A 25720-nucleotide genomic window follows, 5' to 3' on the forward strand; every position below is an offset into this window, starting at 1 on the left:
GCCGACCGGAACTTCGATGGGCGCCGACCGGAACTTCGATGGGCGCCGACCGGAACTTCGATGGGCGCCGACCGGAACTTCAATGGGCGCTGGTCAGAACGAAGATGACGGCGACCCACAGGGTGGCGAGAGTGAAGCCCAGCGGGGCGAGGTAACGGCTCATCGACGGCTCCCGGGGAGGAACACAAGGACGGATGGACCTGCGCGGGGTCAGAGCCGTGGCCGATGTCGCGGCGGCCCGTACGTGGGGGTCGAACTCCACGTGCCGGTAACCCCGTCGGGGAACGGGGCGCGGTTGGGGGCAGCGACGGCAGCGCGTCAGACGGTGACGCGGAGCCGGCCACGACTCGGAGGATCGCTATCTCGCACAGCGATCACCTCCTGGGGTCGGGGCCGGTGGGTGGGGCGGATCGCCCCACCGCAAGCGGCCATCATCGTACACCTATGGCGGTCGCACTTCAGCACGCGAGTGGGGAGTCGGACTTCTGTGTACCCGTCGGTAGCACATAGTCTCCGGTCCTAGGGGCACGATCCGGACGTACTGGAGGGGGATGGAGTGGCGCGCACGGTACTGGTCACAGGCGGTAACCGGGGTATCGGACTGGCGATCGCGCGGGCGTTCGCGGCGCAGGGTGACCGGGTAGCGGTGACGCACCGTACGGGCACGGCACCGGAAGGGCTGTTCGGCGTGGTCTGCGACATCACCGATCCGACCTCCGTGGACAGCGCGTTCAGCAAGGTGGAGGCCGAACTGGGCCCGGTCGAGGTGCTGGTGGCCAACGCCGGCATCACCGACGACACGCTGCTGCTGCGGATGACCGACGACCAGTTCACCCGGGTGGTGGACACCAACCTCACCGGCACCTTCCGCTGCGCCAAGCGCGCCTCGTCGAAGATGCTGCGGGCGAAGTGGGGCCGTATGATCTTCATCTCGTCGGTGGTCGGCCTGTACGGCAGCCCGGGCCAGGTCAACTACGCGGCGAGCAAGGCCGGGCTGATCGGCATCGCCCGGTCCATCACCCGAGAGCTGGGCAGCCGTAACATCACCGCCAACGTCGTCGCCCCCGGGTTCGTGGAGACCGACATGACCGCCGACCTGTCCGACGACCGCAAGAAGGCGTACCGGGAAGCCATTCCGCTCGGCCGGTTCGCGACGCCCGACGAGGTGGCCGAGGTGGTCACCTGGCTCGCCGGCGACGCCGCGGGCTACATCAGCGGCGCCGTCATCCCGGTCGACGGCGGCCTGGGTATGGGGCACTGAGGAGAGGTTGGACATGTCAGGACTGCTCGCCGGCAAGCGCCTTCTGGTCACCGGTGTCATCACCGACCAGTCGATCGCGTTCTCCATCGCCCGGATCGCCCAGGAACAGGGCGCGCAGGTCGTGCTCACCGGCTTCGGCCGGATGTCGCTGGTCGAGCGCATCGCCAAGCGGCTGCCGAACGAGGCGCCGGTCATCGAGCTCGACGTGACCAACTCCGAGCACCTCGAAGGGCTGGCCGACCGGGTCCGTGACCACGCCGACGGACTCGACGGCGTCGTGCACTCCATCGGGTACGCGCCGCAGAGCTGCCTCGGTGGCGGGTTCCTGGACGCCCCGTGGGAGGACGTCGCCACCGCGCTGCACGTCTCCACGTACTCGTACAAGTCCCTCGCCATGGCGTGCCTGCCGCTGATGAGCCCGGGCGGCGCGGTCGTCGGCCTGACCTTCGACGCCACCCAGGCCTGGCCGGTGTACGACTGGATGGGCGTGGCAAAGGCCGGCCTGGAGTCGGCCAACCGGTACCTGGCCATGCACCTGGGGCCGAAGGGGATCCGGGCCAACCTCGTCTCCGCCGGCCCGCTGCGCACCATGGCGGCCAAGTCCATCCCCGGCTTCGAGCAGTTCGAGGAGGCCTGGACCAGCCGGTCGCCGATCGGCTGGAGCCTCACCGACCAGGAGCCGGCCGCGCGCGCGTGCCTGGCGCTGCTGTCGGACTGGTTCCCCGCCACCACCGGCGAGATCGTGCACGTGGACGGGGGCTACCACGCGATCGGCGCGTAGCGCGCGTTTGCCGGGGAGGTTTTCGGCGAGTTGCTATCCGTTCGAGCGGATGCCTGATACAACTCTGTCGTCACCGACCAGGGGCCGTCGCACCTCCTGATTCCGACCCCGCCGCGGGAGGGGATTGGTGTGTCGAGCGTCCGGGCCCCGGCTCGCCGTGTGCCGGCGACGCCGTCGGCGACCCTGGCGCCACGGGTCATCGTCCGCGAGGAGCGGTTCGGTGCGGTGGCCTACGTGCCGGAGCGCGACCACTTCTTCGGGCTCAGTGGCGCCGCCGCGCGGGTCGTCGCCGCCGTCGTACGGGGTGACCAGGTCGGCCCGGGTGATGCCGGTACGGTCCGGTTCCTGGCCGAGGTCGGCATCGTGCGCACGGTACCCGCCCGGCCGCAGCGCCCGCACTACGGCGCGTCACTGATCGGGTACTTCGACAAGCCGCCCGTGGTGACCGAACCCCTGGTCGTCAACTGCTTCGCGACCGCCCACTGTCCACTTCGGTGCCGGTACTGCCACGCCGACGACCTGATGCAGTCCTACCGCGGTACCGAGAACGACGACGAGCCGTGGCAGGTGGCCCGGATGGCGGCGGTCGTACCCGCGCTCGTCGCGGTCGTCACCGGGGGAGAGCCGCTGATCCGGCCCGAGCGCACGGCGGTACTGGTCCGGGAGCTGGCGGCGGCGGGGAAGGCCGTGGTCCTCGACACCTCCGGCGTCGGCCGGCTCGACGGCGTGCTGCCGGTACTGCGCGAGCACCACGTACACGTACGCATCTCACTGGACAGTCTCGATCCGGCCGGCAACGACCGGCTGCGGCCGGTCAACCGGCGGTACCTGCCGGTGGGCACCAGCGCTGGCCGGCTCGCGCTGCGCACGCTGTCCGATGTGGCCGCCGCCGGGCTCGACACGACCGTGCAGACCGTGGTGACCGCCGGCAACGAGGACCTCGACCAGCTGTGTTCGGTACGCGACGGTCTGCTCACATTGGGCGTCCGCAACTGGGTGTTGCACGTGGTCGTCCCGGCCGGTAAGGCGGCGTTGCCCCGCAACCGGCAGCTGCGACCCGGCCCGTACGTCCTGCCCACCCTGGCCCGGCTGGTGAAGGTGTCCGAGGACGAACGGCTCCCGCTCAACATCAGGGTGACCGGCACCCACCGGGCGCCCAACTCCGTGCTGCTGATCGGCAGCCGTGGCGACCTCTATGTGGAGCGTGAGTTCGGCGGCAAGTCGCGCATCGCCGGGCCGGGCGACTCGCGGGCCGATGTCATCGAAGCCTTTCGCTGCCATGTCAACCTGGTGGAACATGGAAGCCGGTACCTCAATGGGAGCATCCAACCATTCCCGTACGCGCGGTGAGGTGACGGCGACCAGAGACGGCGGGATGCCGTGGCCGGGACGGTGGAGACCGAGAGCAAGCACCGGGTCCTGGACGAGACCGGGTTGGGTGTCGTGCTCGACCGGCTCGGCTTCCGGGCGGGGCCGGTGTCGCTGCAGGCCGACGAGTACTACGACACGCCGGCGGGGCTGCTGCGCGCGGCGGACATGGTGGTACGGCTGCGGCTGGTCGAAGGCCGTGTGACCGCCGGCTTCAAGGGGCCGCGGACGTACCTGCCGGACGGCTCGCACGCCCGGCTGGAGGTGGAGCTGCCGGTGGCCGCGGCCGACGAGGTACGGGCGGACCTGGCGGATCAGGGCCTGGTCCGGGTCTGGCGACTGGACAAGCGACGCCGCGAGTACCGCAGCCCGGGCCGGTCCATCGTGGTCTGCCTGGACGAGCTGCCCGGGCTCGGCGACTTCGTCGAGCTCGAGGGCGAGCCGGACGAGATCGTCCGGGTACGGGGCGCGCTCGGCGCCCATATCGGACCCGCCGAGCCGCTGAACTACCGCGACCTGGCGGTGCGGTGGATGACCGGGCGCGGGAGCGTGACCACCGCGCTCACCTTCCCGGGTTGAGTCGCTTTCACGTAGCGAGTCCACTCGAGACTGTTTCACATCCGGCTGCGCGAGATACGGCGGTACGCTCGATTCAGCGGCTTTCCGGCGCCCGCGTCGAGCCGACGATTCGCGGCGTCGTGGTCTGGCGGTGCCCGCCGGCCGCGCTACATTTGAGTGGTTCGGAGCCGGTTTGGCGGTACGCTCGGTGCGGTTACCTCCCGCAAAAGGAGGAACGCCTTGCTCTCGACCTACGTGACATGGATTCTCGTGATTCTCGCCCTGGTGGCGGGCGCCTGGGTCCTTATCCGTCCAAGTGGGGGTGGGCGGCCCAACGCCGCCAACGCTCCACCCGGCGAGCCGAGCACCGCCGAGATGACCACGCCGGACGACGGGCCGACGACCACCACCACCAGAACCACGCCGCTGCACGCGGTCACCACGTCCCAGCGTCCCCCGGTCGACGTGCCGCCGATGGAGGACCGGATGCGGAGCGAGCCGCCGCCGACGCTCGCGTCCGGGGCGGGGCTCGGCGACATGCCTGCCATGCCGCCGCTGGGCATGTGGAGCGACGGCTACGCGCAGTCGGTACGCGAACGCTGGCGGGAGCTGCAGCTGCGCTTCATCGACGATCCCCACTCCGTCGCCAACGACGCCGAGCGGGTGGTCGAGGAGACGGTGGAGGCGCTCACCGCGTCCCTGAACGCCTTCAAGAAGGACCTGGACGCCTGGCGGTCGGGGCCGGGCGACACCGAGCAGTTGCGTGCGGCCGTCCACCGGTACCGCGACTTCCTGGACCGGCTGCTCGGCTCCTGACCGGCGGGGTCACGCCCCGCAGGCGGCCTCCCGTTCCACGGCCGCGAGCAGGGCGGGGTCGCCGGTACGGACCGCCCAGGCCGGGGTGCGTCCGCCGAACCGCGGCCTCGGCCGCCGCATCCAGGCCCGCGCCAGCCGGGGATCTTTGAACACCTGGAGAACGCAGTAGCAGACCCGGAGCCGGTCCCGCGCACCCCTCGACGTCTGCGTCTCCAGACGCCACGTCGCCAGCGGCTTCCCGGCGCCGGCGCCGAGCAGATAGGCGAGAAGATCGCGGCCGTAGGCCAGGGCGCACTCCTCGAGTGCGAGCGGCCCGGCGGGAGCCGCCTGTGTCAGCGGCGCCGTCCAGGCCGCCGCGTCGTGTGCCATGCCTCGACGGTAACCTGCGCGGTCACCGCCGGGCGACCCGCGTGGCCGCCGACGCGCCGGTGTCAGTCACCCGGTCCGCGCCGTCGCTCGCCCCGAGTGGTCAGCCGCTCACCCCGGTTCGCCGAGGAAGAGCGCCGACACCTCCCGGGCGATCGCCTGGAGAACGCGCGGCCGTTCGGCCGGCACCTCCAGCGCCGCCACGACCGCCGGCCAGCTGTCCAGCGGCCGGCCGCCGACCGACAGCGCCGGGCGGTTGCGCAGGTACTGCGACAGCAGCAGCCCGTTCCGCACGATCCAGTGCAGGTAGTGCCCCTCGGTCCGCCAGGTCGGCAGCTCGCAGCTGCGCTCCAGGTGGGTCTTGAGCTCCTGGAAGCTGGTGCAGCGCAGCATGCCGGCGTCCTGGCGCAGGTTGACGATCCGCGGGTTGTACAGGTGGCGTACCGGGTCGGCGAAGATCTCGTGCCACAGCCGCCACATGGTCGCCTCGTCGTCGCCGCCGAGCGTGACCACCCCCTCGGCCCGGCTGCCGAGCAGGAGGTGGTGCAGGTACGCCCAGACCGCGAGGGGGCTCCAGAGGCGCTCGGCCCGGGTGGTCGTCAGCCCCATCGTCACGGCCACCGCGTCGGCGTCGTCGGCGTCCGCGTCGGGGATCGCCTTGACGGTCCTGGCCAGGTCGTACACGGTGCAGTGGCGGTAGTAGTCCCGCTCGACCGCCCAGGGGTGGGTCGGCCGTTCCAGCAGGGCCGGGTCGAGCAGCCGCTCGGCGACCCGGCCCGGCTCGCAGAACGACTCCAGCGACTCCACCGTGACCGGCCTCGCGCCGTCGACCAGCCGGAACCAGCGCTGCACGTCGGCGCGCAGGACGCGGCGCAGCTCGTCGGGGTGGGTGTCGGCGGCAAGGTCGTCGAAGCAGAGCACGACCGTCATGCCGCGCGCCGACAGCGCCGCCGCGACGAGGGCCTGTACCGCGTGGATCAGGGTCGGCTGGCGCAGTTGGACCGGCCAGTACAGCACCGACGGCGGCGCCTCGGCCAACCCGCCCTCCAGGCGCCAGCCGAACTCCCGGTCGAGCTGGCGGAGCAGTTCGTCGGCTGACGCGCGGGCGCCCAGCAGGCGCTCCAGCTCGGTGTGCCGGACCCGGTGGCCGGTGCCGGGTGTCGGGGCGACCGGTACGCCGGTGCCGGGTGTCGGGGCGACCGGTACGCCGGTGCCGGGTGTCGGGGCGACCGGTACGCCGGTACCGGGTGTCGGGGCGACCGGCCGGGGTGGGGCCGTCACCGGTGCCGACGCCGGCATCCCGCCCACCGGTACCGGGGCCCGCAGCACGCGCTCCAGCGCGGGGAAGAGCCGGTTGCTGTCCACGCCGTGGTAGACCGGCACGGCGAGTGACCCGTCGGCGGGCCGCGGCAGCGGCACCGGCCCGTCCGGGCTCTCGCCGTGCAGTGCCCACAGCACGTCGGCGTCGCGGCCGGTGGTCAACCGGTGCAGGGCGGCCGTGAAGGCGTCGTCCCAGCCGTTGTACCCCACCACGCAGACCGTCTCGTCGCGCAGCAGGTCGGCCAGCTCGCGGGCGAGCGTCGGCCTGTCGGCGCGCAACTGCTCCGGGTCGTGCAACATCGCCCGGTCGTCGGCCTCGTTGGTCGGCCGCCAGTACCCGTGCAGGTGCACCACGTTGACGGTGCCCTGGTCGGCCACGAGCGAGTCGAACGAGCCGTCGCGCTTGAGCGAGAGACTGCGGGCCTGCCCGCCGGCCAGCCGTACCGCGATCTCGATCAACGGGTCGAAGTTGGTGGTGAGTACCCGGTGCCCGAAGCTGGCCGGCCTGCTCGCCAGCAGGGCGCCGAGCGCCCGTACCCCCGCCGGCAGCTGCCAGCTGCCCAGCTCGGCCTCGAGCTGGGCGCCGCGCTGGAACCCGATGCGCTCCCAGCGCCCCGGCGCGCCGCCGTCGCGGGAGCGGTGAGCGCGCAGCACCGCCTGCTGTACGACGATGTCGAACTCGACCGGCGACACCCACTCGGTGAAGGTGCGCCGGTAGGCCACGTACAGCTCCACCGGCGCGTCGGCGTGGTCGGCGCGGACCCGGGCGAGCGCCGCGGCGAGGTCGGGGTTCTGGATCCCCTCGGAGACGAACTGGTCGGCCAGGTCGACCATGCCGGCCACCCCCGGTACCGCCTGGGCGGTGACGCCGGAGCCGAGGACCAGCGCGACCCGGCGGCCGCGCCGCACTGCCGTCGCCAGCCGGTTCACCAGCCCGGCCTCGCTAGCCACGCCAAACCCTCCTCGTCAGTGTCGATCGTGCTGCTGCCAGAACCACGTCTCGAGCGACCTGTTCGTCACGACCAGTTCACCGGCGGCCAACTCGGCCTCCAGTTGGCCGGGCCGCCAGCCGAGGTAGCCGACGAACAGGCACGCCGCGGACAGCCCGGCCGCCGCCGCCGGAGTGAGCGGCACCGGTACGGTGCCCAGTCCACGGCCGCGTAGCGGCCGGAAGCCCGCCGGCTCGGCGGCACCGGTGCGCGGCGCGGCGAGCAGTATCACGACGTCACGTACCGGACCACCGTCGAACACCGGAGCGGACGTGAGCACCTCGGGGGTGGGCTCGTCGAAGACGTCGCGTGCCGAGCGTGAGGTCCCGCGGTTCAGCTGTACTCCGAGGGCGCCGGTCGTTGGGCTGTGCGCGAGGATCGCCAGGCTGGCGCCACGCAGCTCAGGATCGCTCACCCCCGGACCCGCGACCAGCACCATGCCGGCATGTGAAAACGGCGCGGGTACCGTCGCCGGCACCGGCGCGGCCGGCCGCGCCGGGTGGGCGGCGTTGCGTACCAGCGGGAGCGTCTCGCCCCGGTTGCGGGCCCGCAGCTCCGGCAGCGGGCGGGCCAGCCGCCGCAGGTCGCGCAGCACCTCGTCGTACACGGTGGCCACGTTGAGCGGGTCCGGACCGTCGGGTACGCCCTGGCGAAGCACGTTGACCAGGGCACCGGTGAACGCCGTGTACTTCTCGTCCGGCGGTGCCAGGGCGGTCCGGTTGGGTGAGGTCGCCACCAGGACGCAGGTCCGGTCGATCTCGACCTCGTCGGCGACCGCGGACAGGTCGTCGTCGCCCATGCCGCTGATCGCCCGCCCGGCGTAGCAGCAGTCGAGGATCACCAGGCGCCGGCTGGCGGGGCTCTCCAGGACCGCGCGGCGGATCCACTCGTACGGCACGGCGGTGGCGTAGGCGGCCTCCCGGTCGGTCTGCCCGACCGCCAGGTGCAGCTCGCCGGTGCGCTCGTCGACCACGCCGTGGCCGGCGAAGTACACCAGCAGCAGGCCGCCGACGCCGGTGGTACGGGCCGCTGTCCGCAGTGTCCGTACGACCTCCTGCGGCGTCGCCGGGTCGCCCACCAGGTGGCAGTTGGCGGCCGGCAGCCCCCACAGGCGGGCGTCGGTCAGCACGTCGCCGAGGCCGCTCAGGTTGTCGGCGACCGTCGGCAACGGCTGCAGTTGGGTGTACGCACCGGCTCCGACGAGGACTGCCCGGGAGCGGTTCGGGTCGGACAGTTCGGCCACGTCAGCTCGGCTCGAGCTTGGCGGCGATCGCGTCCGCTTCGCCGGCGTCGTCGGTCTCGATCGCCGCTTCCCGGTCGTCCCGCTCGATGATCACCCGTACCGGTCCGCGGGAGCTGCGCCACATGATGATCGAGGTCACGAGCTGCGCGGCCGTGAGGCCGGGGCCGAGGGCGAGGACGAGCACCTCGAATGCGGTCGTCATGGACCCGGGCTCGGGGTCGCCGGGAGCGACGGTGAGCCCGCCGTGACGGCGTACCGCCGGCTCGTCCCTGAGCCAGGAGAGCAGTGACCGCAGCTCCTCGATCGAGCCGTCCGCCATCCGTACGCGGACCTGCACCGCGTCACCTCGCATCGACTGATCCAGCTGGTTGAAAGCTACCGACCATACCGAAGGTGGCCGCATAATGTCACCGTGTGAGGGGGCCTGGAGGGGTGGCCGACGCGGCGCCCGGACTACCGAGCAAGATAGCGACATGGAGTACGACGCGTTCCTGCTGGTGTCCTTCGGCGGTCCGGAGGGGCCCGACGACGTCATGCCGTTCCTGGAGAACGTGACGCGGGGCCGGGGCGTACCGCCCGAGCGGCTGACCGAAGTCGCCGAGCATTACCGGCATTTCGGAGGGGTGTCGCCGATCAACGCCCAGAACCGCGAGCTGCTGGCGGCGCTCGCGGAGGAGCTGCCCAGGGCGGGCTTCAACCTGCCTGTGTACTGGGGCAACCGCAACTGGGATCCGTACCTGACCAAAACCGTTGCACAAATGCGCGACGACGGGATCCGCCGGGCCATCGCGTTCGTGACCAGCGGGTACGGGTCGTACTCGGCGTGCGGGCAGTACCTGGAGGACATCGCGCGGGCGCGGGCCGAGGTGGGCGAGGGGGCGCCGGTGATCGACAAGCTGCGCCACTTCCACGACCACCCGGGCTTCGTCGAGCCGCACGCCGACGCCGTCATCGCGGCCCTCGGTACGCTGCCGGACCGCGACCCCGCCCGTACCCGGCTGGTCTTCACCGCGCACTCGATCCCCAACGCGATGGACGCGAGCAGCGGCCCGTCCGGGGCCCGGTATTCGGATCAGGTACGCGAGACCGCCGGCCTGGTCGCCGGGGTGGCGGCTCCGGGGCTGCCGTGGGATCTGGTGTGGCAGAGCCGCTCCGGCCCGCCGCAGGTGCCGTGGCTGGAGCCGGACGTGAACGATCACCTCGAGGCGCTCGCCGCGGACGGGGTCCGCAACGTCGTGGTCTCGCCGGTCGGCTTCGTCTCCGACCACCTGGAGGTGTTGTGGGACCTCGACAACGAGGCCGCCGACACCGCGCGGCGGCTGGGCCTGAACTTCGCCCGGGCGGCCACCCCGGGGACCGACCCGCGGTTCGTCAGCATGGTCGGGGAGCTGATCCGGGAACGGACCGACCCGGCGACCCCGCGGCGGGCACTCGGCCGGATTCCGACGCATGACGTCTGCCCGCCCGGCCACTGCGAGCCGGCCGCCCGTCACAGGGTGGCGTCATGAGCGAGCGAAGCGAGCGAATCAGGGGGCTGAGCGCGGTGGAGTCTCATGGCGCCGGTGAGCGAAGGGAGGCGGCGTCATGAGTGTGCGGCCCCGTAAGCCGGTTGAGTCCTGGCTCACCGACATGGACGGCGTGCTCGTCCACGAAGGACAGCCGATACCCGGTGCCCCCGAGTTCATCGGCCGGCTCCGCGCCTCGGGCCGACCGTTCCTGGTGCTGACGAACAACTCCATGTACACCGCACGCGACCTCTGCGCGCGGCTGCACCGGATGGGCATCGACGTGCCCGAGGCCTCGATCTGGACCTCGGCGCTCGCGACCGCGCAGTTCCTGGACGACCAGCGGCCCGGCGGCACCGCGTACGTCATCGGCGAGGCCGGGCTGACCACTGCCCTGCACGACGTCGGATACATCCTGAGCAACCAGGAGCCCGACTACGTGGTCCTGGGCGAGACGCGCACCTACAGTTTCGAGGCGATCACCACGGCGATCCGGCTGATCGCCAGCGGGGCGCGGTTCATCGCGACCAACCCGGATCCGACCGGGCCGTCGAACGAGGGCGTGCTGCCGGCGTGCGGTTCGGTCGCCGCGCTGATCTCCAAGGCGACCGGGGTGGAGCCCTACTTCGTCGGCAAGCCCAACCCGGTGATGATGCGCGCCGCGCTCAACACCATCAACGCGCACTCCGAGACGACCGCGATGATCGGGGACCGGATGGACACCGACGTGCTGTGCGGCCTGGAGGCGGGGCTGGAGACGATCCTGGTGCTGACCGGGATCAGTACCAGGGCCGACGTGGACCGGTTCCCGTACCGGCCGTCACGGGTCATCACGTCGATCGCCGACCTGCTCGACGAGGTCTGATCGCCGCTTCGATCGTCACAACGTCCGCATCGGAGGTTGTGACGATCGAGGCGCATTGAGCTCTGAACCCGGGTCATCGGGACCGTCCCCCCTTCCGTCGGGCCGTTACTCTGGCGGCAATCGAGGTTGTCGATACGTCCGGCGAGGGGATGCAGGGCGATGGGACATACCGGTGAGGAACTCGGCGCCGACTGCGTCGACCTCTGGCAGGCCGGCAATTACGAGCTGAAGCCGCTCGGAGCGCAGTTCCGCGACGCGGCCGCGCAGCTCGCGCGTACCGAAGAATGCGAATACAACTTCTGGCGGGACACCAAGCTCGGCGGGCCGTACGGTCCGGTCCGCCAGGTCTGGGCGGACTTCCGCGACGAGGTCGTGGACATCCTGCGGCAGACCGCGGAGAACCTGGAGTTGACCGGCGACGCGCTGATCCTGGCCGCGAACCGGTACGCCGACACCGACGAGGACGCGAAGCGGACGTTTACCGATTTGAAGCCGGCCGTCATCGAGGCGCACAAGGACGACGGCATGGAGCCACCGAGATGACCTACGAGCAGCTGGCGCAGCACGCGGCGGAGATCGAGCGAAGCGCCATCGAGGAGTCCCTCAAACAGCGCGGCTTCATGAAGGACCGCAGCGGCAACTGGCGCGACCCGAACCTGGACGACGAGACCGTCCGGGCGGCCCTGGCTGTCACGGTCTCGCGGTACCAGGGCGTCGCGGGCATGTTCACGCCGTTCCTCGGGATGCCGGATCCGGCGAAGTTCAAACCGATGATCGGCTACCTCAAGACCGCCATGCGCGCTCTCTCCTCCGGGCAGCCGGGAAACGACCCGGTCTACAAGGCCGACGTGCCGGCAAACGACGACCTCCAGGGCATGACCACGGTCGGCAGGGCCGTTCAGGACTGGCGAGGAGTGGCGGCCGTGGCCTTCCGGCAGAACTTCGTCGAGCCGTTCCCGGCCATCACGACGAACCAGTTCGCCGTTGTCGCGACCCTCAAGGGCGCCATCGACGCGGAGCAGGCCCTGTGGGGCGCGGCGCGTGACAGTGTCGACCAGATCGCTCACAAGGCGCAGGCGGCGCTCGATGTCATGAACGACTGCAACCCCAAGGACCAGACGGCGCTGCTCACGGTGGCCTCGTCGGTGTTCGCAGTCGCGGCGGGCGTGACGACGGGGGGCGCCGCGATCGCGTTGACGGTGGCGGGTGCGGCGGCTCAGGTGGGCTCCGGGATCCCGCGCGAGGAGCCGAAGAAGGTGGAGTTCAGCGGCAAGACCCCCGACGCAATCATCGGCCAGGTACAGGCGGCGCTGAACATCCTGGTGGCCGATATCGACACCAAGGAACTGGCCATCGCTGGCGCCGTGTCGGCCTCCGCCTCCTGTATCGCCGGCAACCGGGACAGGTTCATCTCGGCTCGGCCGTCGCTAGCCGACGCCGACGCGAGGACGGTCACCGGACCCAGAGGGCTGGGTGAGTCGATATGAGCGTTGACGGCCATGGGTGAGCTCGCGGACCGGATCCACGCCATGCAGGTCCGGGCGTCGACGCCGGACGGCAGAGTGACGACCGCACTGCGGCACCGCAGCGAGGTGACGCTCGCCTTCGCGCCCGGCTGGTACGACCGCTGCGACGAGCGCGACCTGGAGCGGCGGCTCGCCGCCCTGGCGAGCCTGTTGTGGGTGGCGCGGACTCGCGAGTACTGGAGAACGGTCAGCGACGTCACCGGCGACGACGCCACTCACGAGGAAAAGCCGGTCAGCCCGCGGGACGTGAAATTCGCGGAGGCCCGCGAGGCGCTGGTCGCCCGTGGCTCCTCGGCGGACGGCCGTGTCTGCCTGTCCGTCGAAGGCATGCGACGGTGGACGGTCCGCGTCGCCCCGGGCACCGTGCGCGCGCTCGACGAGCACGAGTTCGGGAGTGCGGTCGGGCAGGCCGCTGCCGAGCTCATCGAGGACCAGTTCAGCAAGATCGCCCGACTCAAGTACAAGATTTACGAGGGACCGGAGGGGTAGGCCGGTGCGACGCAGGACATGGTGGTTGGCTGCCGGCACTCTGGCTGTCGTGCTCGTGGTCGTCAGCGTTGTTGTGGTCCTGCGCGGCAGCCACGACAACCCGTCGGCGCCCGGCTGCCGCCTCGTCGCCCCGCCCTCGGGCACGGCCACCGCCGCCGACAGCTCCGGGCTGCGGATCATCGACCAGGGATACAGTCAGATACCCGCACGTTCGTCGATGATCAGCATGGGCGCCGTCATCCAGAACACGACCGACCGGGTCGCCTACCGCACCCGGGTGGCGTTCGACGTCCTCGGTGCGCGAAACGAGAGCCTGGTCTACAGCTTGCACCGGTCCTGGTTGGTGCAGGAGGTCCCGATCATCCTGCCCGGCGCCACGGTCTCCGTCGGCGACGCCGTCGCCCTGAGCGACGAGGCGCGGGCCGACCGCAAGGCGGTCGCCCGGATCTCGATCACCCCCGTCGTCACGCAGTGGCTGGCGGCAGGTGACGGGAAGAACGGCCTCGCTGCCGTGACAGCGAAGGTAGTGCGCGGCAGCGGGAGGCGTGCCCCCGATGGTTCGGGTTTCATCGACTACACCTTCGAGTCGGCGAACTGTGTGCCGTTGGTGTCCCGGGGCACCTCACTCGTGTTCCGGGACGTGACCGGCAGGATCGTGGGAGGCAACCTCGACACCACGCGCAATCACACGGTGTGCGGGCCCCGTCTCGCCCCCGGGATGGCAGGGTCCGGCCTTCGCACCGGCACGGCCGATGCGGGGCTCCGGACCATCCCGGCGGCGGCCGACCTGGACCGTACCGACGTAACGCTCTACTGCGACCTTGCTCCGCCGCCGGTGCGTACCGGGCAGTCTGGCGAGCCGGTCAACACCTAGCGCGTTGATCGCCACAACTTCCAGAATCGTGCGGATCTAGATCATCGGGGAGTTGCAGGCGGCCACGAGGGCGCGCCGGCACGACGCCACCAGGGGACGCAGCGCCGCGTCGCGCTGCTGCGCCTCGTACCCGTTGACCGCACCACCGGGCGCGGCGTGCTCGGCCAGCGCCAGCACCCGGTCCAGGATGCTCGCGCGGGCGTACAGCCGGCGCGCGCGGGGGTCGTACCCGGGCGGGAGGTCGGTGCAGCCGTCCGGCTTGCGGATCGCCGCGAGCGCCCCGGCCAGCTCCGGACGCCACTGGGCGATGTCCAGCTTGGCGAGCGTACTGGTCGCCTCGACCAGCGTCTGGGACAGCTCGGCCTCGGCCTCCGCCGCGGTCAGCTCGTCCACCGGCCGCAGCGCCGGCTCCGGCAGCGCGTAGCAGCGCCACAGCACGGTTTCGAAGGTCACGCCGGAGCCGGAGGTATGGGTACGGACCTCCGGGACCAGCCCGAGACCGGGGGTCACCACGCCCTCGCCCGCGACGAGCGCCGCGCCGGTGAACGGGCCGGGGCCGGGCAGGCCCCGCGGGTCACCGGGGGCGGGCAGCACCAGCCGGATCTCGTCCGGGTGCCACTTGGACAGGGCCGTGAGCCCCTCGGCGAGGGGAACGTCGGTCCAGGCGCCAGGGGCGTCGGCGACCAGGTGCTCCTCGTCGGCGGCGATCTCTTCGGCCACGTCGTCGTACGGCACCAGACCGGCGCGCCAGGCACGTACCCAGGCCACGAACCGGGTCGACCGGCGCACGGTCAAGGTCGCCGCGTGCGCTGCGGGGGACATGCCCGCAACTGTACGTGCTGTGTGCGCGACTGTCTCGTGTCCGATGACCACGGGTCGCGGCACGGCCCGGCACCCGTATTTCCGGCCGGGCCCGGGCGCGTCGCCGTGCCGAACCGGATCGACGCCGATACCCTCGCCGTCGTGGGCAGGTATGGCGAAGACGTGCTCGCGGGCAACTGGCGGCGGCGCAGGGTGGTGCCCGAGGTCGACGCGGAGCCAGATCTCGTGGTCGAGGACGCCGGCTCCGGCTTCTGCGGCGCCGTCGTCGGGTTCGAGTACGGCGCGGTGATCCTGGAGGACCGGCACGGCCGGCGGCGCAACTTCCCGCTCGAACCGGCGGCGTTCCTGCTCGACGGTCAGGTCGTGACGCTGCGCAGGCCCGCGGCGGCGCCCGTCGCCGCGAAGCCCCGGCGTACCGCGTCCGGCTCGGTCGCGCTCGATCGCGTCGACGCGCGGGTCGCCCGGGCCAGCCGCATCTGGGTCGAGGGCATCCACGACGCCGCGCTGGTCGAACGCATCTGGGGCGACGACCTCCGGATCGAGGGAGTGGTCGTGGAGCCGCTCGACGGCATCGACGAGCTCCCGGAGGCGGTCCGCGACTTCGCGCCCGGCCCGCAGCGCAGGCTCGGGGTCCTGGTCGACCACCTCGTCGCCGGCTCCAAGGAGAGCCGCATCGTTGCCGGGGTCACCTCCCCGCACGTACTGGTCACCGGCCACCCGTACGTCGACATCTGGCAGGCGGTCAAGCCGGAGCGGCTCGGTATTCGCGCCTGGCCCGAGGTGCCGCGCGGCCAGCCGTGGAAGGAGGGCGTCTGCGCGGCGCTCGGCGTGGCCGAGCCGGCCGAGCTGTGGCGGCGCATCCTCGCCTCGGTGTCGAGCTTCCGGGATGTGGAGACGCCGCTGATCGGCGCGGTGGAGCGGTTGATCGACTTCGTGACGGAGCCGGGGGAGTAGCCACGGCCGGCGAGTAGGTGCCGCTACAGCGCCGGCCAGGCGTCGCGGCGGACGGTGTCCGCTGGCAGTGGCACGGCCGCGATTTATGGGCGTCGCGGGGACGTGCGCCGACATGACACGATCGAGTCGTGGACGCGCTGCTGTGGCTTGCGGTAGCGGTGGGGCTCGCGATAGCCGAGGCCTTCACCGGTACGTTTGTGTTGATCATGTTGGCCGCCGGGGCGCTGGCCGCGGCCGGGACGGCGGCCGTCGGCGGTGAGCTGTGGGCGCAGGGCCTGGTCTTCGCCGTGGTCTCGGCGCTCGCGCTGGTCGCGGTGCGTCCCGCCCTCAAGCGGCGGTTCGATCATCACGGCGAGGACTCCTCGATCGGGTTGGCCGCCATCGAAGGGTCGACCGGTACCGTCCTCGAGCGCGTCGACGCGGATTCCGGCCTGGTGAAGATCGAGGGCGAGATGTGGCGGGCTCGGTCGTACGACGGGACTCAGGAGTTCGAGCCCGGCGAGCGGGTCCGGGTTATCGAGGTCAAGGGCGCAACGGCGATGGTGTGGAAGGACTGAGACAGACGTGGAAGTGATAGTCCTCGTTTTCGTGGCGCTGATCGCGCTGTTCGTGGTGATCACGTTGGTGAAGTCGGTGCGGGTGGTGCCCCAGCAGCGCATGGACGTCGTCGAGCGACTGGGCAAGTACCATCGCACCCTCCCGCCCGGGCTCAACCTGCTGATGCCGTTCCTCGACGCGGTCCGCTCCAAGGTGGACATGCGGGAGCAGGTGGTGAGCTTCCCGCCGCAGCCGGTCATCACCTCCGACAACCTGGTCGTGTCGATCGACACGGTGCTGTACTTCAAGGTCGTCGACCCGGTCCGGGCCACCTACGAGATCGCCAACTTCCTCCAGGCGATCGAGCAGTTGACCGTGACGACGCTGCGCAACGTCATCGGCTCGATGGACCTGGAGAAGGCGCTGACCAGCCGCGACGAGATCAACCGGCACCTGTCCAGCGTGCTGGACGAGACGACCGGCCGGTGGGGCATCAAGGTGACCCGGGTGGAGATCAAGGCGATCGAGCCGCCGCCGAGCATCCGCGACTCGATGGAGAAGCAGATGCGCGCCGAGCGGGAGCGCCGTGCCACGATCCTGAACGCCGAGGGCCACAAGCAGGCGCAGATCCTGACCGCCGAGGGTGAGAAGCAGGCGGCCGTGCTGCGTGCCGAGGGCGACCGGGCGTCGCGGATCCTGACGGCCGAGGGCCAGGCGAAGGCGATCCAGACCGTCTTCGACGCGATCCACACCGCCGACCCCAACCCCCAGGTGCTGGCGTACCAGTACATGCAGGCGCTGCCGCAGATCGCGGCCGGTCAGTCCAACAAGGTCTGGATCATCCCGGCCGAGCTGACCAAGGCGCTCGAGGGCATCGGCGGCGCGCTGGGCGGCCTGAACGGGATGGGCGCGGCCCCCGGTGAGGACCGGCCGGGCCGCGCGGTCGAGGATGCCGGCGTGGCCGAGGCGGAGGCTGCCGCGGAGGAGGCCCGGGCGGCGGCCACGTCGGCCGCCGACGCCGCCAAGGAGGCCAGCGTCGCGGTCGGCGGCCCGGGCGACGTGGGCGGGGTGACGACGCCGCGCGCCTCGGTCGAGGAGACCCAGCAGATCGAGGCGTCGCCGCACACTCCAGCCAGCTCGCTGTTGGAGGAGGAGACCCGGCCGGTCCGGGTTCCCGGACAGTCCTGACGCCTACGGCATGATCGGCGGAGAGGTCCCGGTGCGAGGCTCTCCGCCGATCATCGCTGCGTCACAATGGGCGGCGTGCCGAGCCCCATCCCGATCACCGACCCGGACGACGAGCGCATCGCCGACTACCGCGCCCTGACCGATCTCGAGCTGCGTACCCGCTGGGAGCCACCGAGCGGGCTGTTCATCGCCGAGGGCGAGCTGGTGCTGCGCCGCGCCCTGCGGGCGGGCTACCGGATGCGCTCGGTGCTCATCGACGAGAAGCGGGTCCGGCAGGTGGACGACCTCGGAGACGACGCCCCGGTGTACGCGGCCAGCCAGGCCGTCATGGACGCGGTGACCGGGTTCCACGTCCACCGGGGCGTCCTCGCGTCGTTCCACCGCCGCCCGCTGCCCGCCGTCGCCGAGGTCCTCGCCGGCGCCCGGCGGATCGCGATCCTCGAAGACGTCAACAACCACACCAACATCGGTGCGATCTTCCGGGGCGCCGCGGCGCTCGGCATGGACGCGGTACTGCTCTCGCCGACCTGCGCCGACCCGCTCTACCGGCGCAGCGTACGGGTGAGCATGGGCGAGGTGTTCGCGGTGCCGTACGCCACCCTCGACCCCTGGCCGGCCGGGCTCGAGCAGGTGCGGCAGGCCGGCTTCACGCTGCTGGCGATGACGCCCGCCCCGGACGCGCTCCCGATCCAGAAGCTGACCGCCGAGCAGCGGCAGCGGCCCGCTCTGCTGCTGGGCGCCGAGGGGGCAGGGCTGACCGACCGGGCCCTCGCCGCCAGCGACCGGGCGGTGGTGATCCCGATGCACGCCGGGGTCGACTCCCTCAACGTCGCCGCGGCGGCCGCCGTGGCCTTCTGGGAACTGTGCCGGGAGACTTGAGCGGTGTTCCCGACCGTCCGTGAGGTACTGGCCCTCGACGCGGTGCGGCACGGCTCCCCGCGGGTGGTCGCCGGCGCCGACGCGCTCGATCGGCCCGTACGGTGGGTGCACGTCGCCGAGGTACCCGACATCGCGCACCTGCTGCGCGGCGGGGAACTGGTGCTGAGTACCGGGATCGGGCTGCCCGCGGACGACGAGGGGCTGCGCCGGTTCGTGGCGGACCTGGCCGAGGTGGGAGCCTGTGGCCTGATTCTCGAACTCGGCCGCCGGTACGCCACCTGCGTGCCGAAGGCGATGGTCACGGCCGCCGAGCGCGCCGGGCTGCCGCTGATCGAGCTGCACCGGGCCACGCCGTTCGTACCGGTGACCGAGGCGGTGCATGCGCTCATCATCGACGCGCAGCTGGCCGAGCTGCGCGCCACCGAGGAGATCCACCAGCGGTTCACCGAACTCTCCGTGGAGGGCGCCGAGCCGGCGGAGGTGGTCGCGCAGGCCGCCGCGCTCGCCGGCGCCCCGGTGGTCCTGGAGAACCTGGCCCGGCGGGTGCTCGCCTACGACGCCGCGGGGGAGCGGGCCGAACTGCTGCTCGACGGCTGGGAGGCGTACTCGCGGCGGATCCAGCCGACCGGGCGTACCGGCTACGACGCGGACGCGGGCTGGCTGGTCACCGTCGTCGGCGCGCGGGGCCAGGACTGGGGTCGGCTGCTGCTGCGTTGGCCGGCGCCGAACGGCGAGCGGGACGGCGTACCCCCGACGCGCCTGTCGATCCTGCTGGAGCGGGCCGCCTCGGCTCTCGCGCTGGGCCGGCTGATCCGCCGGGACGCCGAGGACCTCGACCGCCAGATCCACCGCACCCTGCTGACGGCGCTGCTCGACCACACCAGACCGGTCGACGAGGTCAGCCTGCGGGCGCGGGCGTTAGGGGTACCGCTGGAGCGCAGCCACCTGGTCGGCGTGGTGGTACGCCACCGGGGCGACCCGCCGGAGGCGCCCACCTCCGCGCAGGCGCGGCTGCGGGACCTGGCCGAGGCGGTAGGGCACGCGCTCCGCGAGGCGCGCCTGGCCGGCCTGGCGAGTGTGCTGGACGACCATGCCGTCGGGGCGCTGCTGACGGTGCGGAGCCCGGCCGAGGTCGACGCGGCGCTGTACCGGTTCGCGTCGGCGGTACGCGTCCTGGCCCGGGCGGACCTCGTGGTCGCGGCCGGGTCCGGAGTGGACTCGCCGCGGGAGGCGCGCCGCTCGCTGCTGGAGGCGCGGCAGGTCGCGAACGCCGCCCGCCGCGACCGGCGGCTCTCCGGCGCCGGCCCCGGTACCGTGTACCGGCTACCCGACGTGGGCCTCGCCGGCCTGCTCCACCTGCTGCGTGACGACCCCCGGCTGCAGACCTTCGTGGAGCGGGAGCTGGGCGGCCTGCTCGCGTACGACGCGCAGCACCCGCGCGAACGGCTGCTCGACACGCTCCGGGCGTACCTGGAGTGCGGGCGCAACAAGTCCGCGGCGGCCGAGGCGGCCCACCTGTCCCGGCCGGCGTTCTACGAGCGGCTGGCGCGCATCTCCCGCATCGTCGGCGCCGACCTGGACACCGTCGACGTGTGCCTGTCGCTGCACGTGGCGCTGCTGGCGCTGGACGCGGTACGCGACGGCTGAGCCGCGCGCGTCAGTGCACCGACAGGTGTACGTGGTTGTAGTGGTCGCCGGCCGGGGTGCCGTCGCCGCTGTACGCGCGCCAACCCATACCCGGGAACCAGATCTGCTTGTACCAGATCACGTACAGCACCCCGAGCCGGCCGGAGTTGGCCACGAACCAGCCCGCGAGCTGGTCGCCGTAGGCCTTGTCGCCGCCGGAGGCCCGTGCGTTCTGGAAGGTGCTCGCGTTGGCCGAGAAGTCACACGCCCGGCCCTTCGGGTGCTCGCCCCCGCCGCCGGAGCGGTGGCAGGCCGTGTAGCGGGTGAAACCGGCGGCCTTCGCCTGCTGGAGCGCGTGCGCGGTACGCGGGGTCAGGCAGCCGGAGGTGGTCGGGTCGTCGACCGAGCAGGACTCCCGCGGCCAGCTTCCGTCGGGGTTGCGGGGCGCGGGGTTGGCGGATGCGGACAGCCCGGCGCCGAGCGCGACGCCCGCGCGCGGGTTGCCCAGCGCCCGCTCGGCGTCCTGCTTGCGCTTCGCCATCTCCGTGACCTGCTGCTCCTGGATCCTGATCTCGGCGTCCAGGGCCGCCTTCTGCCCGGCGTACTCCTTCTTCGCTCTGCTCAGTTCCCGGATCTCGCGGTCGTCGCGTTCGGTGAGGTAGGCGATCGTCGCGGCGTCGTGCAGCAGGTCGGCGTGCGACTCGCCGTCGAGGAGCACCATCGAGATGTTGAGGCGGTTGCCCCGGTAGGCCGCGGCCGCGATCGGGCCGACCTCGGTCTCCAGGGCGCCGAGCCGCTGCTCGGCGGCGGTCAGACGCTGCTGCAGGTCGGCCTGCTTGGTACGGGAGGCGTCGAGCTTGGCCTGGGCGTCCACGTACGCCCGGGCGGCGGTGTCGAGCTTCTCTTTGAGCGACTGGTTGCTGGCACCGTCCGGGTCGGTGGGCTCGGCGTTGGCCGGAGCCACGCCGCCCACGACGAGCAGCGCGGACGCCAGCAGTGCGACGGTTACAGACAGTCGCCGCCGGACGAATGCCTTCCACTTCACCTGGGTTCGTTCCTCACTCCGGCCGACTGGGGGGACGCCGGTCGGTTCCTTCGGTTCGAACGGGCACTCCACGTGCGGTGATGCCGTTGGCCAGCATCGACCGCGGTGAGCTTACCGGATCGCGTGACGCTCGCCGAGTCAGGACGGGTGGGCCGTTCGGTCAGGTCGCGTATCGCTGCCGGTTGATAACTGACCGTTAGGCGTGGAGCGATCGAGGCATGTAACGATTTGAAAACTTCGCTCAAAGCCTTGACGAAACAGGGGCCGCAGTAAGAACTTTTACCACTAACAGTTAACAGTCCTTGCGAAGGGTGTGGCATGGGTGCGTACGACGCGGGCCTGCCCGCGGCCGGTGCGGCGGCTCCGGCCGCGGCCACGGCGACCGACGCGCCGCTGCGTCCGTCCGACGGCGTCCTCGCCCGGGTACGGTCCCGGCTGCCCGAGTTCACCGGTGCCCTCCAGCGGGTGGCCGAGCTCGTGCTCACCGACCCGGCCGGCGCCGCCCGCTCGACGATCGTCGAACTCGCCGAGCGCAGTGGTACCTCGCCGGCCACGGTGACCCGGTTCTGCCGGGCGCTGGGCTTCGAGGGCTACTCCGACCTGCGGCTGGGCATCGCCGGGGAGACCGGCCGGGCCGCCCGTACCGGCGGGTGGGCCGACGACATCGGCCGGGAGATCCAGCCGACCGACCCGCTCGAGCGGGTGCTGGGCCAGATCATGGCGGCGGACACCCGCGCCATGCACGACACCGCGACCCTGCTGGACCTGCGCGAGGTCGAGCGGGCGGCCGACGCCATCGCCGCCGCGTCGCGCGTGGACATCTACGGTGCCAGCGGCAGCGCGCTCGTCGGCGCCGAGATGCAGTTCTGCCTGCACCGCATCGGGGTGGCGGCGTGGGCCTGGACCGATGTCCACAACGGACTCGCCAGCTCGGCGCTGCTGCGGCCGGGCGACGTCGCCATCGGCGTCTCGCACAGCGGCCAGGCCCGCGAGACGATCGAGATGCTCGCCGAGGCCGGCAGCCACGGCGCCACCACGGTCGCGTTGACCAGCTTCCCCCGCTCGCCGCTGGCCGAGGTCGCCGACCTCGTACTGCTGACCGCGGCGCAGGGCACCACGTTCCGCCCCGACGCACTGTCCGCCCGCCACCCGCAGCTGGTCGTCCTCGATCTGCTCTACATCGCGGTGGCGCAGCGGACCCACGAGCGCGCGCACGCGTACTTCCAGGTCACCGCACGGGCGGTGGCCGGCCATCGCGCCTCGAAGGAGGTGGAGTAGATGCCGGCGACCGCCGAACTCATCACCCTCGAACCCCGGTATGCCGGCCGGATCCGACGTACCGCCTGACCTCCAACCGAGGAGCCGCACATGTCCGTCTCTCCCGAGGAATCCACCATCGACCGCCGTGCCCTGCTACGCCGCGCGGCCGCGGTCGGCTTAGTCACGCTCCCGGGCGCCGGCCTGCTGAGCGCCTGCGCGACCAGCGGCGGCGGCGACAGCGGTGACACCGGCGGTGGCAAGAAGACCGCTGCCAACCCGCTCGGCGTGAAGGAGGACGCGCCGCTGGACGTCGTCATCTTCCCCGGCGGCTACACCGACAAGTACGCCACCGACATCCACGAGCCGCTGTACCAGACGGCGTTCCCGAAGGCCAAAATCAAGCACGAGGCCGTCACCGAGATCGACACGACGCTACGCCCCCGCTTCGCCAGCGGCACCGACATCCCGGACATGGTCAACAACTCGGGGTCCAAGGAGATGGACTTCGGCGCGCTCGTCAACGACGGCCAGCTGGCCGACCTGACCCCGCTGCTGGACGCGCCGAGCGTGCACGACCCGAGCAAGAAGGTGCGCGACACCCTCCAGAAGGGCACCGTCGACTTCGGCTCCTACAACGGCAAGCCCTACGTGCTCTTCTACGTCTCGACCGTGTGGGGAGTCTGGTACTCGGGGAAGCTCTTCACCGACCGCGGCTGGAGCGCGCCGAGCGACTGGAACGCCTTCCTCGCGCTGTGCGAGGAGATCAAGAAGGCCGGGATCACGCCGTTCGGCTACGCCGGCGCCAACGCCGCCTACTACATGTGGAACGTGATCCTCACCCACGCCGCGAAGCTGGGCGGCCCCGAGGTCGTCAAGGCGATCGACAACCTCGAGGACGGCGCGTGGAAGCACGACGCGATCAAGCAGGCGGCGACGGCCTGGGCCGAGGTCGGCGCGAAGTACATGGACAAGGCGTACGAGGGGCTCCGGCACACCGACGTCCAGTTGCAGCAGAACCAGTACAAGCTGGCGTTCTACCCCAGCGGTGACTGGCTGGAGAACGAGCAGAAGAAGGACACACCGGCGGACTTCAAGTACCAGATGATGCCGGTGCCGGTGAAGGGCAAGCTGTCGGCGGCCGCGGTGCGGGCCGGCGCCGGTGAGGGCTACTTCGTACCGGCCAAGTCGAAGAACAAGGCCGGCGGCATGGAGTACCTGCGCCGGATGCTGTCGATGGACGGGGCCAAGGGCTTCGCCGAGCTGATCAAGTCTCCGACGGTCATGACTGCCGGCTCGGAGGGCGTCACGTTCCCGCCAGGCGTCACCAGCTCGCGGGCCGCGTTCAAGGCCGCCGGCCAGGACACCTTCGACCTGACCTGGGACAAGGACTACAAGCCGCTGGACGTCGAGGCGCGGACCCAGACCAACGCGCTGATGTTCGGGCGCATCACCCCGGACCAGTTCTGCGAGCGGGTGCAGAAGAAGGCGGACGAGGTCAAGAACGACAAGTCCATCATCAAGTTCAAGCGCTGACCGGAGCGTAGACCATGCGGCACGGCAGGTACCCGTTCATCGTCGGCTTCTTGGCCGCACCGATCACGCTGTACGTGGTCTTCGTGATCGCACCGTACGCCCAGGCGTTCTACATCTCGATGACCGCCTGGCGCGGGTTCGCCCCGCCCAGGTGGATCGGCTTCGACAACTTCCGGAAGCTGATCGACGACGATGCGTTCTGGAAGGCGGTGTCGCACCACGGGATCATGCTGGTGACCCTGCCGCTGGTCACGATCGCGATCGCGCTGTTCTTCGCGTTCCTGCTGAACGTGGCGGGGGGCGCGCGGGGCGGCACGATGCAGGGGGTCTGGGGGTCGAAGTTCTACCGGGTGGTGTTCTTCTTCCCCCAGCTCCTGGCGCTTCCCATCATCGCGGTGCTGTTCCAGACGGTGTACCGCCCGAACTCGTCCGGCCTGATCAACGGCGTGCTCATGAAGCTCGGCTTCGATCCGGTCGGATTCCTCATCAAGCCGAACCTGGCGCTGTGGTCGATCATCGCCGTCCTGGTCTGGCAGTCGGTCGGCTTCTACCTGGTGCTCTTCTCCGCCGGCATGGCGTCGATCCCCAAGGACATCTACGAGGCGGCCGAGATCGACGGCGCCGGCCGGGTCACGCTCTTCTTCCGGGTGACGCTGCCGCTGCTGTGGGACACGATCCAGGTCGCCTGGGTGTACCTGGGCATCGCGGCGTTCGACGCGTTCGCCGTGGTGGACGTGCTCTCGGTCGACCAGGGCGGCCCCGACGGCTCCACCACGGTGCTCGCCGAGGAGATCTACCGCAACTTCAAGTTCTCCCAGCTCGGCTACGCGTCCGCGCTGGGCGTCGCGCTGTTCTTCCTGACCCTCACGTTCGCGGCGCTCACGCTCCGGGTCACCCGGCGTGAAGCCATCGAGTACTAGGTGGGATCCGACGATGACGACCAAGACCCAACCGGTCCCACCGGCGCCCACCCGCCCGCCGACAGACGGCGGTCGGGGCGGCGCGCACGCGGCGGCCCACAAAGAGGTACGAATCTTCTCCCGGCTCGGCTACCTGGCGCTGATCGCGTGGACCGTCATCGTGATCGGGCCGATCCTGTGGACGTTCCTGGCGTCGTTCAAGAACACCGCGGAGATCTTCAGTAGCCCCTGGACCATGCCGGCCGAGCTGCGGGTGGAGAACTGGTCGCGGGCCTGGACCACGGCCCACGTCGGGCAGTACTTCGTCAACAGCGTCCTGGTGGTGGCCTTCAGCACGGCAGGCACCATGCTGCTCGGCTCGATGGCCGCGTACGTGCTGGCCCGGTACAGCTTCTTCGGCAACCGCCTCGTCTACTACCTGTTCGTGGCCGGGCTGGCGTTCCCGATGTTCCTGGCGATCGTGCCGCTGTTCTACATCGTCAAGAACCTCGGCCTGTTCAACACGCACACCGGCCTGGTGCTGGTGTACATCGCGTACTCGCTGCCGTTCACCGTCTTCTTCCTGACCGCCTTCTTCAAGACGCTGCCCACCTCGGTGGCCGAGGCCGGGGTGATCGACGGCTGCTCGCACACCCGGCTCTTCTTCCAGGTCATGCTTCCGATGGCGAAGCCGGGCATGGTGAGCGTGGCGATCTTCAACATCATCGGGCAGTGGGCGCAGTACCTGCTGCCGGTGCTCCTGATCTCCGACCAGAACAAGTACGTCCTGACCCAGGGCATCGCGCAGATCTCGATCAACGCGGGGTACCAGGCGGACTGGTCGGGGCTGTTCGCCGCCCTGAGCATGTCGATCCTGCCGATGATCGTGGTGTACGGCATCTTCCAGCGCCAGATCCAGGCCGGCCTGACCGCGGGCGCCGTCAAGTAGCGCGCTCGTCCGACCTTCCCCATGATCACCGAGAGTTGCCGGTGCGACAACGCCGCAAGCCCTCGGT

Annotated in this window: 26 protein-coding genes; 20 read left to right on the plus strand and 6 right to left on the minus strand. The window is 71.2% G+C overall.

Annotated elements, in window-relative coordinates; all coding sequences use genetic code 11:
* Window positions 1-556: 556 nt before the first annotated feature.
* From Pme01_RS06670 to Pme01_RS06690, 5 genes are all read left to right on the plus strand, one after another.
* Window positions 557-1261 carry a beta-ketoacyl-ACP reductase gene (locus Pme01_RS06670; protein WP_168114814.1) on the plus strand — a complete coding sequence of 235 codons (705 nt, stop codon included), beginning with the start codon at window positions 557-559 and terminating at the stop codon, window positions 1259-1261.
* A gap of 13 nt (window positions 1262-1274) precedes the next feature.
* Window positions 1275-2042 (plus strand): enoyl-ACP reductase FabI, encoded by a 768-nt coding sequence (gene fabI / locus Pme01_RS06675; protein WP_168114815.1) that lies wholly within the window; start codon window positions 1275-1277, stop codon window positions 2040-2042.
* 129 nt (window positions 2043-2171) lie between these two features.
* A complete protein-coding gene (locus Pme01_RS06680) occupies window positions 2172-3392 on the plus strand; it encodes a radical SAM protein (RefSeq protein WP_168114816.1) in 1221 nt (406 codons plus the stop codon).
* 30 nt (window positions 3393-3422) lie between these two features.
* Window positions 3423-3989 carry a class IV adenylate cyclase gene (locus tag Pme01_RS06685; protein ID WP_168114817.1) on the plus strand — a complete coding sequence of 189 codons (567 nt, stop codon included), beginning with the start codon at window positions 3423-3425 and terminating at the stop codon, window positions 3987-3989.
* Window positions 3990-4208: 219 nt separating this feature from the next.
* Window positions 4209-4784: a hypothetical protein gene (locus tag Pme01_RS06690; protein WP_168114818.1), complete on the plus strand. Its 576-nt coding sequence runs from the start codon at window positions 4209-4211 to the stop codon at window positions 4782-4784.
* A gap of 9 nt (window positions 4785-4793) precedes the next feature.
* On the opposite strand, the gene Pme01_RS06695 is transcribed toward Pme01_RS06690, so the two are convergent.
* The 4 genes from Pme01_RS06695 to Pme01_RS06710 form a co-directional block, all read right to left on the minus strand.
* Window positions 4794-5153 carry an antitoxin Xre/MbcA/ParS toxin-binding domain-containing protein gene (locus Pme01_RS06695; protein WP_168114819.1) on the minus strand — a complete coding sequence of 120 codons (360 nt, stop codon included), beginning with the start codon at window positions 5151-5153 and terminating at the stop codon, window positions 4794-4796.
* A gap of 108 nt (window positions 5154-5261) precedes the next feature.
* The gene (locus Pme01_RS31395; protein WP_203935470.1) at window positions 5262-7421 is read right to left on the minus strand and encodes an SIR2 family protein; all 2160 of its coding nucleotides are present in this window, start codon (window positions 7419-7421) and stop codon (window positions 5262-5264) included.
* Window positions 7422-7436: 15 nt separating this feature from the next.
* Entirely contained in the window at window positions 7437-8702 is a 1266-nt protein-coding gene (locus tag Pme01_RS06705; protein WP_168114821.1) for a YqgE/AlgH family protein, read from the minus strand.
* Between the two features lies 1 nt (window position 8703).
* Complete coding sequence (locus Pme01_RS06710; RefSeq protein ID WP_168114822.1) at window positions 8704-9039, minus strand: effector-associated constant component EACC1; 336 nt, start codon at window positions 9037-9039, stop codon at window positions 8704-8706.
* Between the two features lie 136 nt (window positions 9040-9175).
* On the opposite strand from Pme01_RS06710, the gene Pme01_RS06715 reads away from it, so the two are divergent.
* The 6 genes from Pme01_RS06715 to Pme01_RS06740 all read left to right on the plus strand — a co-directional run bounded on the left by Pme01_RS06715 (window position 9176) and on the right by Pme01_RS06740 (window position 13961).
* Window positions 9176-10210, plus strand: coding sequence for a ferrochelatase (locus Pme01_RS06715; RefSeq protein ID WP_168114823.1), 1035 nt, complete (start codon window positions 9176-9178; stop codon window positions 10208-10210).
* Window positions 10211-10286: 76 nt separating this feature from the next.
* A complete protein-coding gene (locus Pme01_RS06720; protein ID WP_203935471.1) occupies window positions 10287-11072 on the plus strand; it encodes an HAD-IIA family hydrolase in 786 nt (261 codons plus the stop codon).
* 159 nt (window positions 11073-11231) lie between these two features.
* A complete protein-coding gene (locus tag Pme01_RS06725) occupies window positions 11232-11615 on the plus strand; it encodes a hypothetical protein (protein WP_168114824.1) in 384 nt (127 codons plus the stop codon).
* Window positions 11612-12559, plus strand: a complete 948-nt coding sequence (locus Pme01_RS06730) for a hypothetical protein (protein ID WP_168114825.1) — start codon at window positions 11612-11614, stop codon at window positions 12557-12559. Before Pme01_RS06725 ends, Pme01_RS06730 begins: the two co-directional genes overlap by 4 nt.
* Window positions 12560-12571: 12 nt before the next feature.
* The gene (locus Pme01_RS06735) at window positions 12572-13087 is read left to right on the plus strand and encodes a hypothetical protein (RefSeq protein WP_168114826.1); all 516 of its coding nucleotides are present in this window, start codon (window positions 12572-12574) and stop codon (window positions 13085-13087) included.
* Between the two features lie 49 nt (window positions 13088-13136).
* Window positions 13137-13961 (plus strand): hypothetical protein, encoded by an 825-nt coding sequence (locus Pme01_RS06740; protein WP_168114827.1) that lies wholly within the window; start codon window positions 13137-13139, stop codon window positions 13959-13961.
* A gap of 36 nt (window positions 13962-13997) precedes the next feature.
* Here Pme01_RS06740 and Pme01_RS06745 read toward each other — a convergent pair whose 3' ends face one another.
* Window positions 13998-14783 carry an Rv1486c family protein gene (locus tag Pme01_RS06745; protein WP_168114828.1) on the minus strand — a complete coding sequence of 262 codons (786 nt, stop codon included), beginning with the start codon at window positions 14781-14783 and terminating at the stop codon, window positions 13998-14000.
* A 117-nt stretch (window positions 14784-14900) separates the two neighbouring features.
* Here Pme01_RS06745 and Pme01_RS06750 point away from each other — a divergent pair, with 117 nt between their 5' ends.
* From Pme01_RS06750 to Pme01_RS06770, 5 genes are all read left to right on the plus strand, one after another.
* Window positions 14901-15737, plus strand: coding sequence for a DUF3097 domain-containing protein (locus Pme01_RS06750; RefSeq protein WP_168114879.1), 837 nt, complete (start codon window positions 14901-14903; stop codon window positions 15735-15737).
* 128 nt (window positions 15738-15865) lie between these two features.
* On the plus strand, window positions 15866-16294 hold the full coding sequence (locus Pme01_RS06755; protein ID WP_168114829.1) for an NfeD family protein: 429 nt from the start codon (window positions 15866-15868) through the stop codon (window positions 16292-16294).
* Between the two features lie 100 nt (window positions 16295-16394).
* Window positions 16395-17462: an SPFH domain-containing protein gene (locus Pme01_RS06760; RefSeq protein WP_240947922.1), complete on the plus strand. Its 1068-nt coding sequence runs from the start codon at window positions 16395-16397 to the stop codon at window positions 17460-17462.
* Window positions 17463-17528: 66 nt separating this feature from the next.
* Window positions 17529-18341 (plus strand): TrmH family RNA methyltransferase, encoded by an 813-nt coding sequence (locus Pme01_RS06765; RefSeq protein ID WP_168114831.1) that lies wholly within the window; start codon window positions 17529-17531, stop codon window positions 18339-18341.
* Between the two features lie 3 nt (window positions 18342-18344).
* Complete coding sequence (locus Pme01_RS06770) at window positions 18345-19988, plus strand: PucR family transcriptional regulator (RefSeq protein WP_168114832.1); 1644 nt, start codon at window positions 18345-18347, stop codon at window positions 19986-19988.
* A 10-nt stretch (window positions 19989-19998) separates the two neighbouring features.
* On the opposite strand, the gene Pme01_RS06775 is transcribed toward Pme01_RS06770, so the two are convergent.
* Entirely contained in the window at window positions 19999-21012 is a 1014-nt protein-coding gene (locus Pme01_RS06775; RefSeq protein ID WP_168114833.1) for a coiled-coil domain-containing protein, read from the minus strand.
* Between the two features lie 318 nt (window positions 21013-21330).
* On the opposite strand from Pme01_RS06775, the gene Pme01_RS06780 reads away from it, so the two are divergent.
* The 4 genes from Pme01_RS06780 to Pme01_RS06795 all read left to right on the plus strand — a co-directional run bounded on the left by Pme01_RS06780 (window position 21331) and on the right by Pme01_RS06795 (window position 25653).
* The gene (locus Pme01_RS06780) at window positions 21331-22290 is read left to right on the plus strand and encodes a MurR/RpiR family transcriptional regulator (protein ID WP_168114834.1); all 960 of its coding nucleotides are present in this window, start codon (window positions 21331-21333) and stop codon (window positions 22288-22290) included.
* A 90-nt stretch (window positions 22291-22380) separates the two neighbouring features.
* Window positions 22381-23805 carry an N-acetylglucosamine/diacetylchitobiose ABC transporter substrate-binding protein gene (ngcE, locus tag Pme01_RS06785; protein ID WP_168114835.1) on the plus strand — a complete coding sequence of 475 codons (1425 nt, stop codon included), beginning with the start codon at window positions 22381-22383 and terminating at the stop codon, window positions 23803-23805.
* A 14-nt stretch (window positions 23806-23819) separates the two neighbouring features.
* Window positions 23820-24725, plus strand: a complete 906-nt coding sequence (locus tag Pme01_RS06790) for a carbohydrate ABC transporter permease (RefSeq protein WP_168114836.1) — start codon at window positions 23820-23822, stop codon at window positions 24723-24725.
* A gap of 13 nt (window positions 24726-24738) precedes the next feature.
* Window positions 24739-25653, plus strand: coding sequence for a carbohydrate ABC transporter permease (locus Pme01_RS06795; RefSeq protein WP_168114837.1), 915 nt, complete (start codon window positions 24739-24741; stop codon window positions 25651-25653).
* Window positions 25654-25720: the final 67 nt, after the last annotated feature.

Origin of the sequence: Planosporangium mesophilum (assembly GCF_016863255.1) — a bacterium.
Classification (GTDB): domain Bacteria; phylum Actinomycetota; class Actinomycetes; order Mycobacteriales; family Micromonosporaceae; genus Planosporangium; species Planosporangium mesophilum.

Excerpts from the sequence above, each read along its gene's own strand:
- fabI (WP_168114815.1), top strand. The coding sequence starts at position 1,275 with ATGTCAGGACTGCTCGCCGGCAAGCGCCTTCTGGTCACCGGTGTCATC.
- Pme01_RS06695 (WP_168114819.1), bottom strand. The coding sequence starts at position 5,153 with ATGGCACACGACGCGGCGGCCTGGACGGCGCCGCTGACACAGGCGGCT.
- Pme01_RS06715 (WP_168114823.1), top strand. The coding sequence starts at position 9,176 with ATGGAGTACGACGCGTTCCTGCTGGTGTCCTTCGGCGGTCCGGAGGGG.
- Pme01_RS06720 (WP_203935471.1), top strand. The coding sequence starts at position 10,287 with ATGAGTGTGCGGCCCCGTAAGCCGGTTGAGTCCTGGCTCACCGACATG.
- Pme01_RS06725 (WP_168114824.1), top strand. The coding sequence starts at position 11,232 with ATGGGACATACCGGTGAGGAACTCGGCGCCGACTGCGTCGACCTCTGG.
- Pme01_RS06730 (WP_168114825.1), top strand. The coding sequence starts at position 11,612 with ATGACCTACGAGCAGCTGGCGCAGCACGCGGCGGAGATCGAGCGAAGC.
- Pme01_RS06735 (WP_168114826.1), top strand. The coding sequence starts at position 12,572 with ATGGGTGAGCTCGCGGACCGGATCCACGCCATGCAGGTCCGGGCGTCG.
- Pme01_RS06745 (WP_168114828.1), bottom strand. The coding sequence starts at position 14,783 with ATGTCCCCCGCAGCGCACGCGGCGACCTTGACCGTGCGCCGGTCGACC.
- Pme01_RS06760 (WP_240947922.1), top strand. The coding sequence starts at position 16,395 with ATGGACGTCGTCGAGCGACTGGGCAAGTACCATCGCACCCTCCCGCCC.
- Pme01_RS06765 (WP_168114831.1), top strand. The coding sequence starts at position 17,529 with ATGGGCGGCGTGCCGAGCCCCATCCCGATCACCGACCCGGACGACGAG.
- Pme01_RS06780 (WP_168114834.1), top strand. The coding sequence starts at position 21,331 with ATGGGTGCGTACGACGCGGGCCTGCCCGCGGCCGGTGCGGCGGCTCCG.
- ngcE (WP_168114835.1), top strand. The coding sequence starts at position 22,381 with ATGTCCGTCTCTCCCGAGGAATCCACCATCGACCGCCGTGCCCTGCTA.
- Pme01_RS06790 (WP_168114836.1), top strand. The coding sequence starts at position 23,820 with ATGCGGCACGGCAGGTACCCGTTCATCGTCGGCTTCTTGGCCGCACCG.
- Pme01_RS06795 (WP_168114837.1), top strand. The coding sequence starts at position 24,739 with ATGACGACCAAGACCCAACCGGTCCCACCGGCGCCCACCCGCCCGCCG.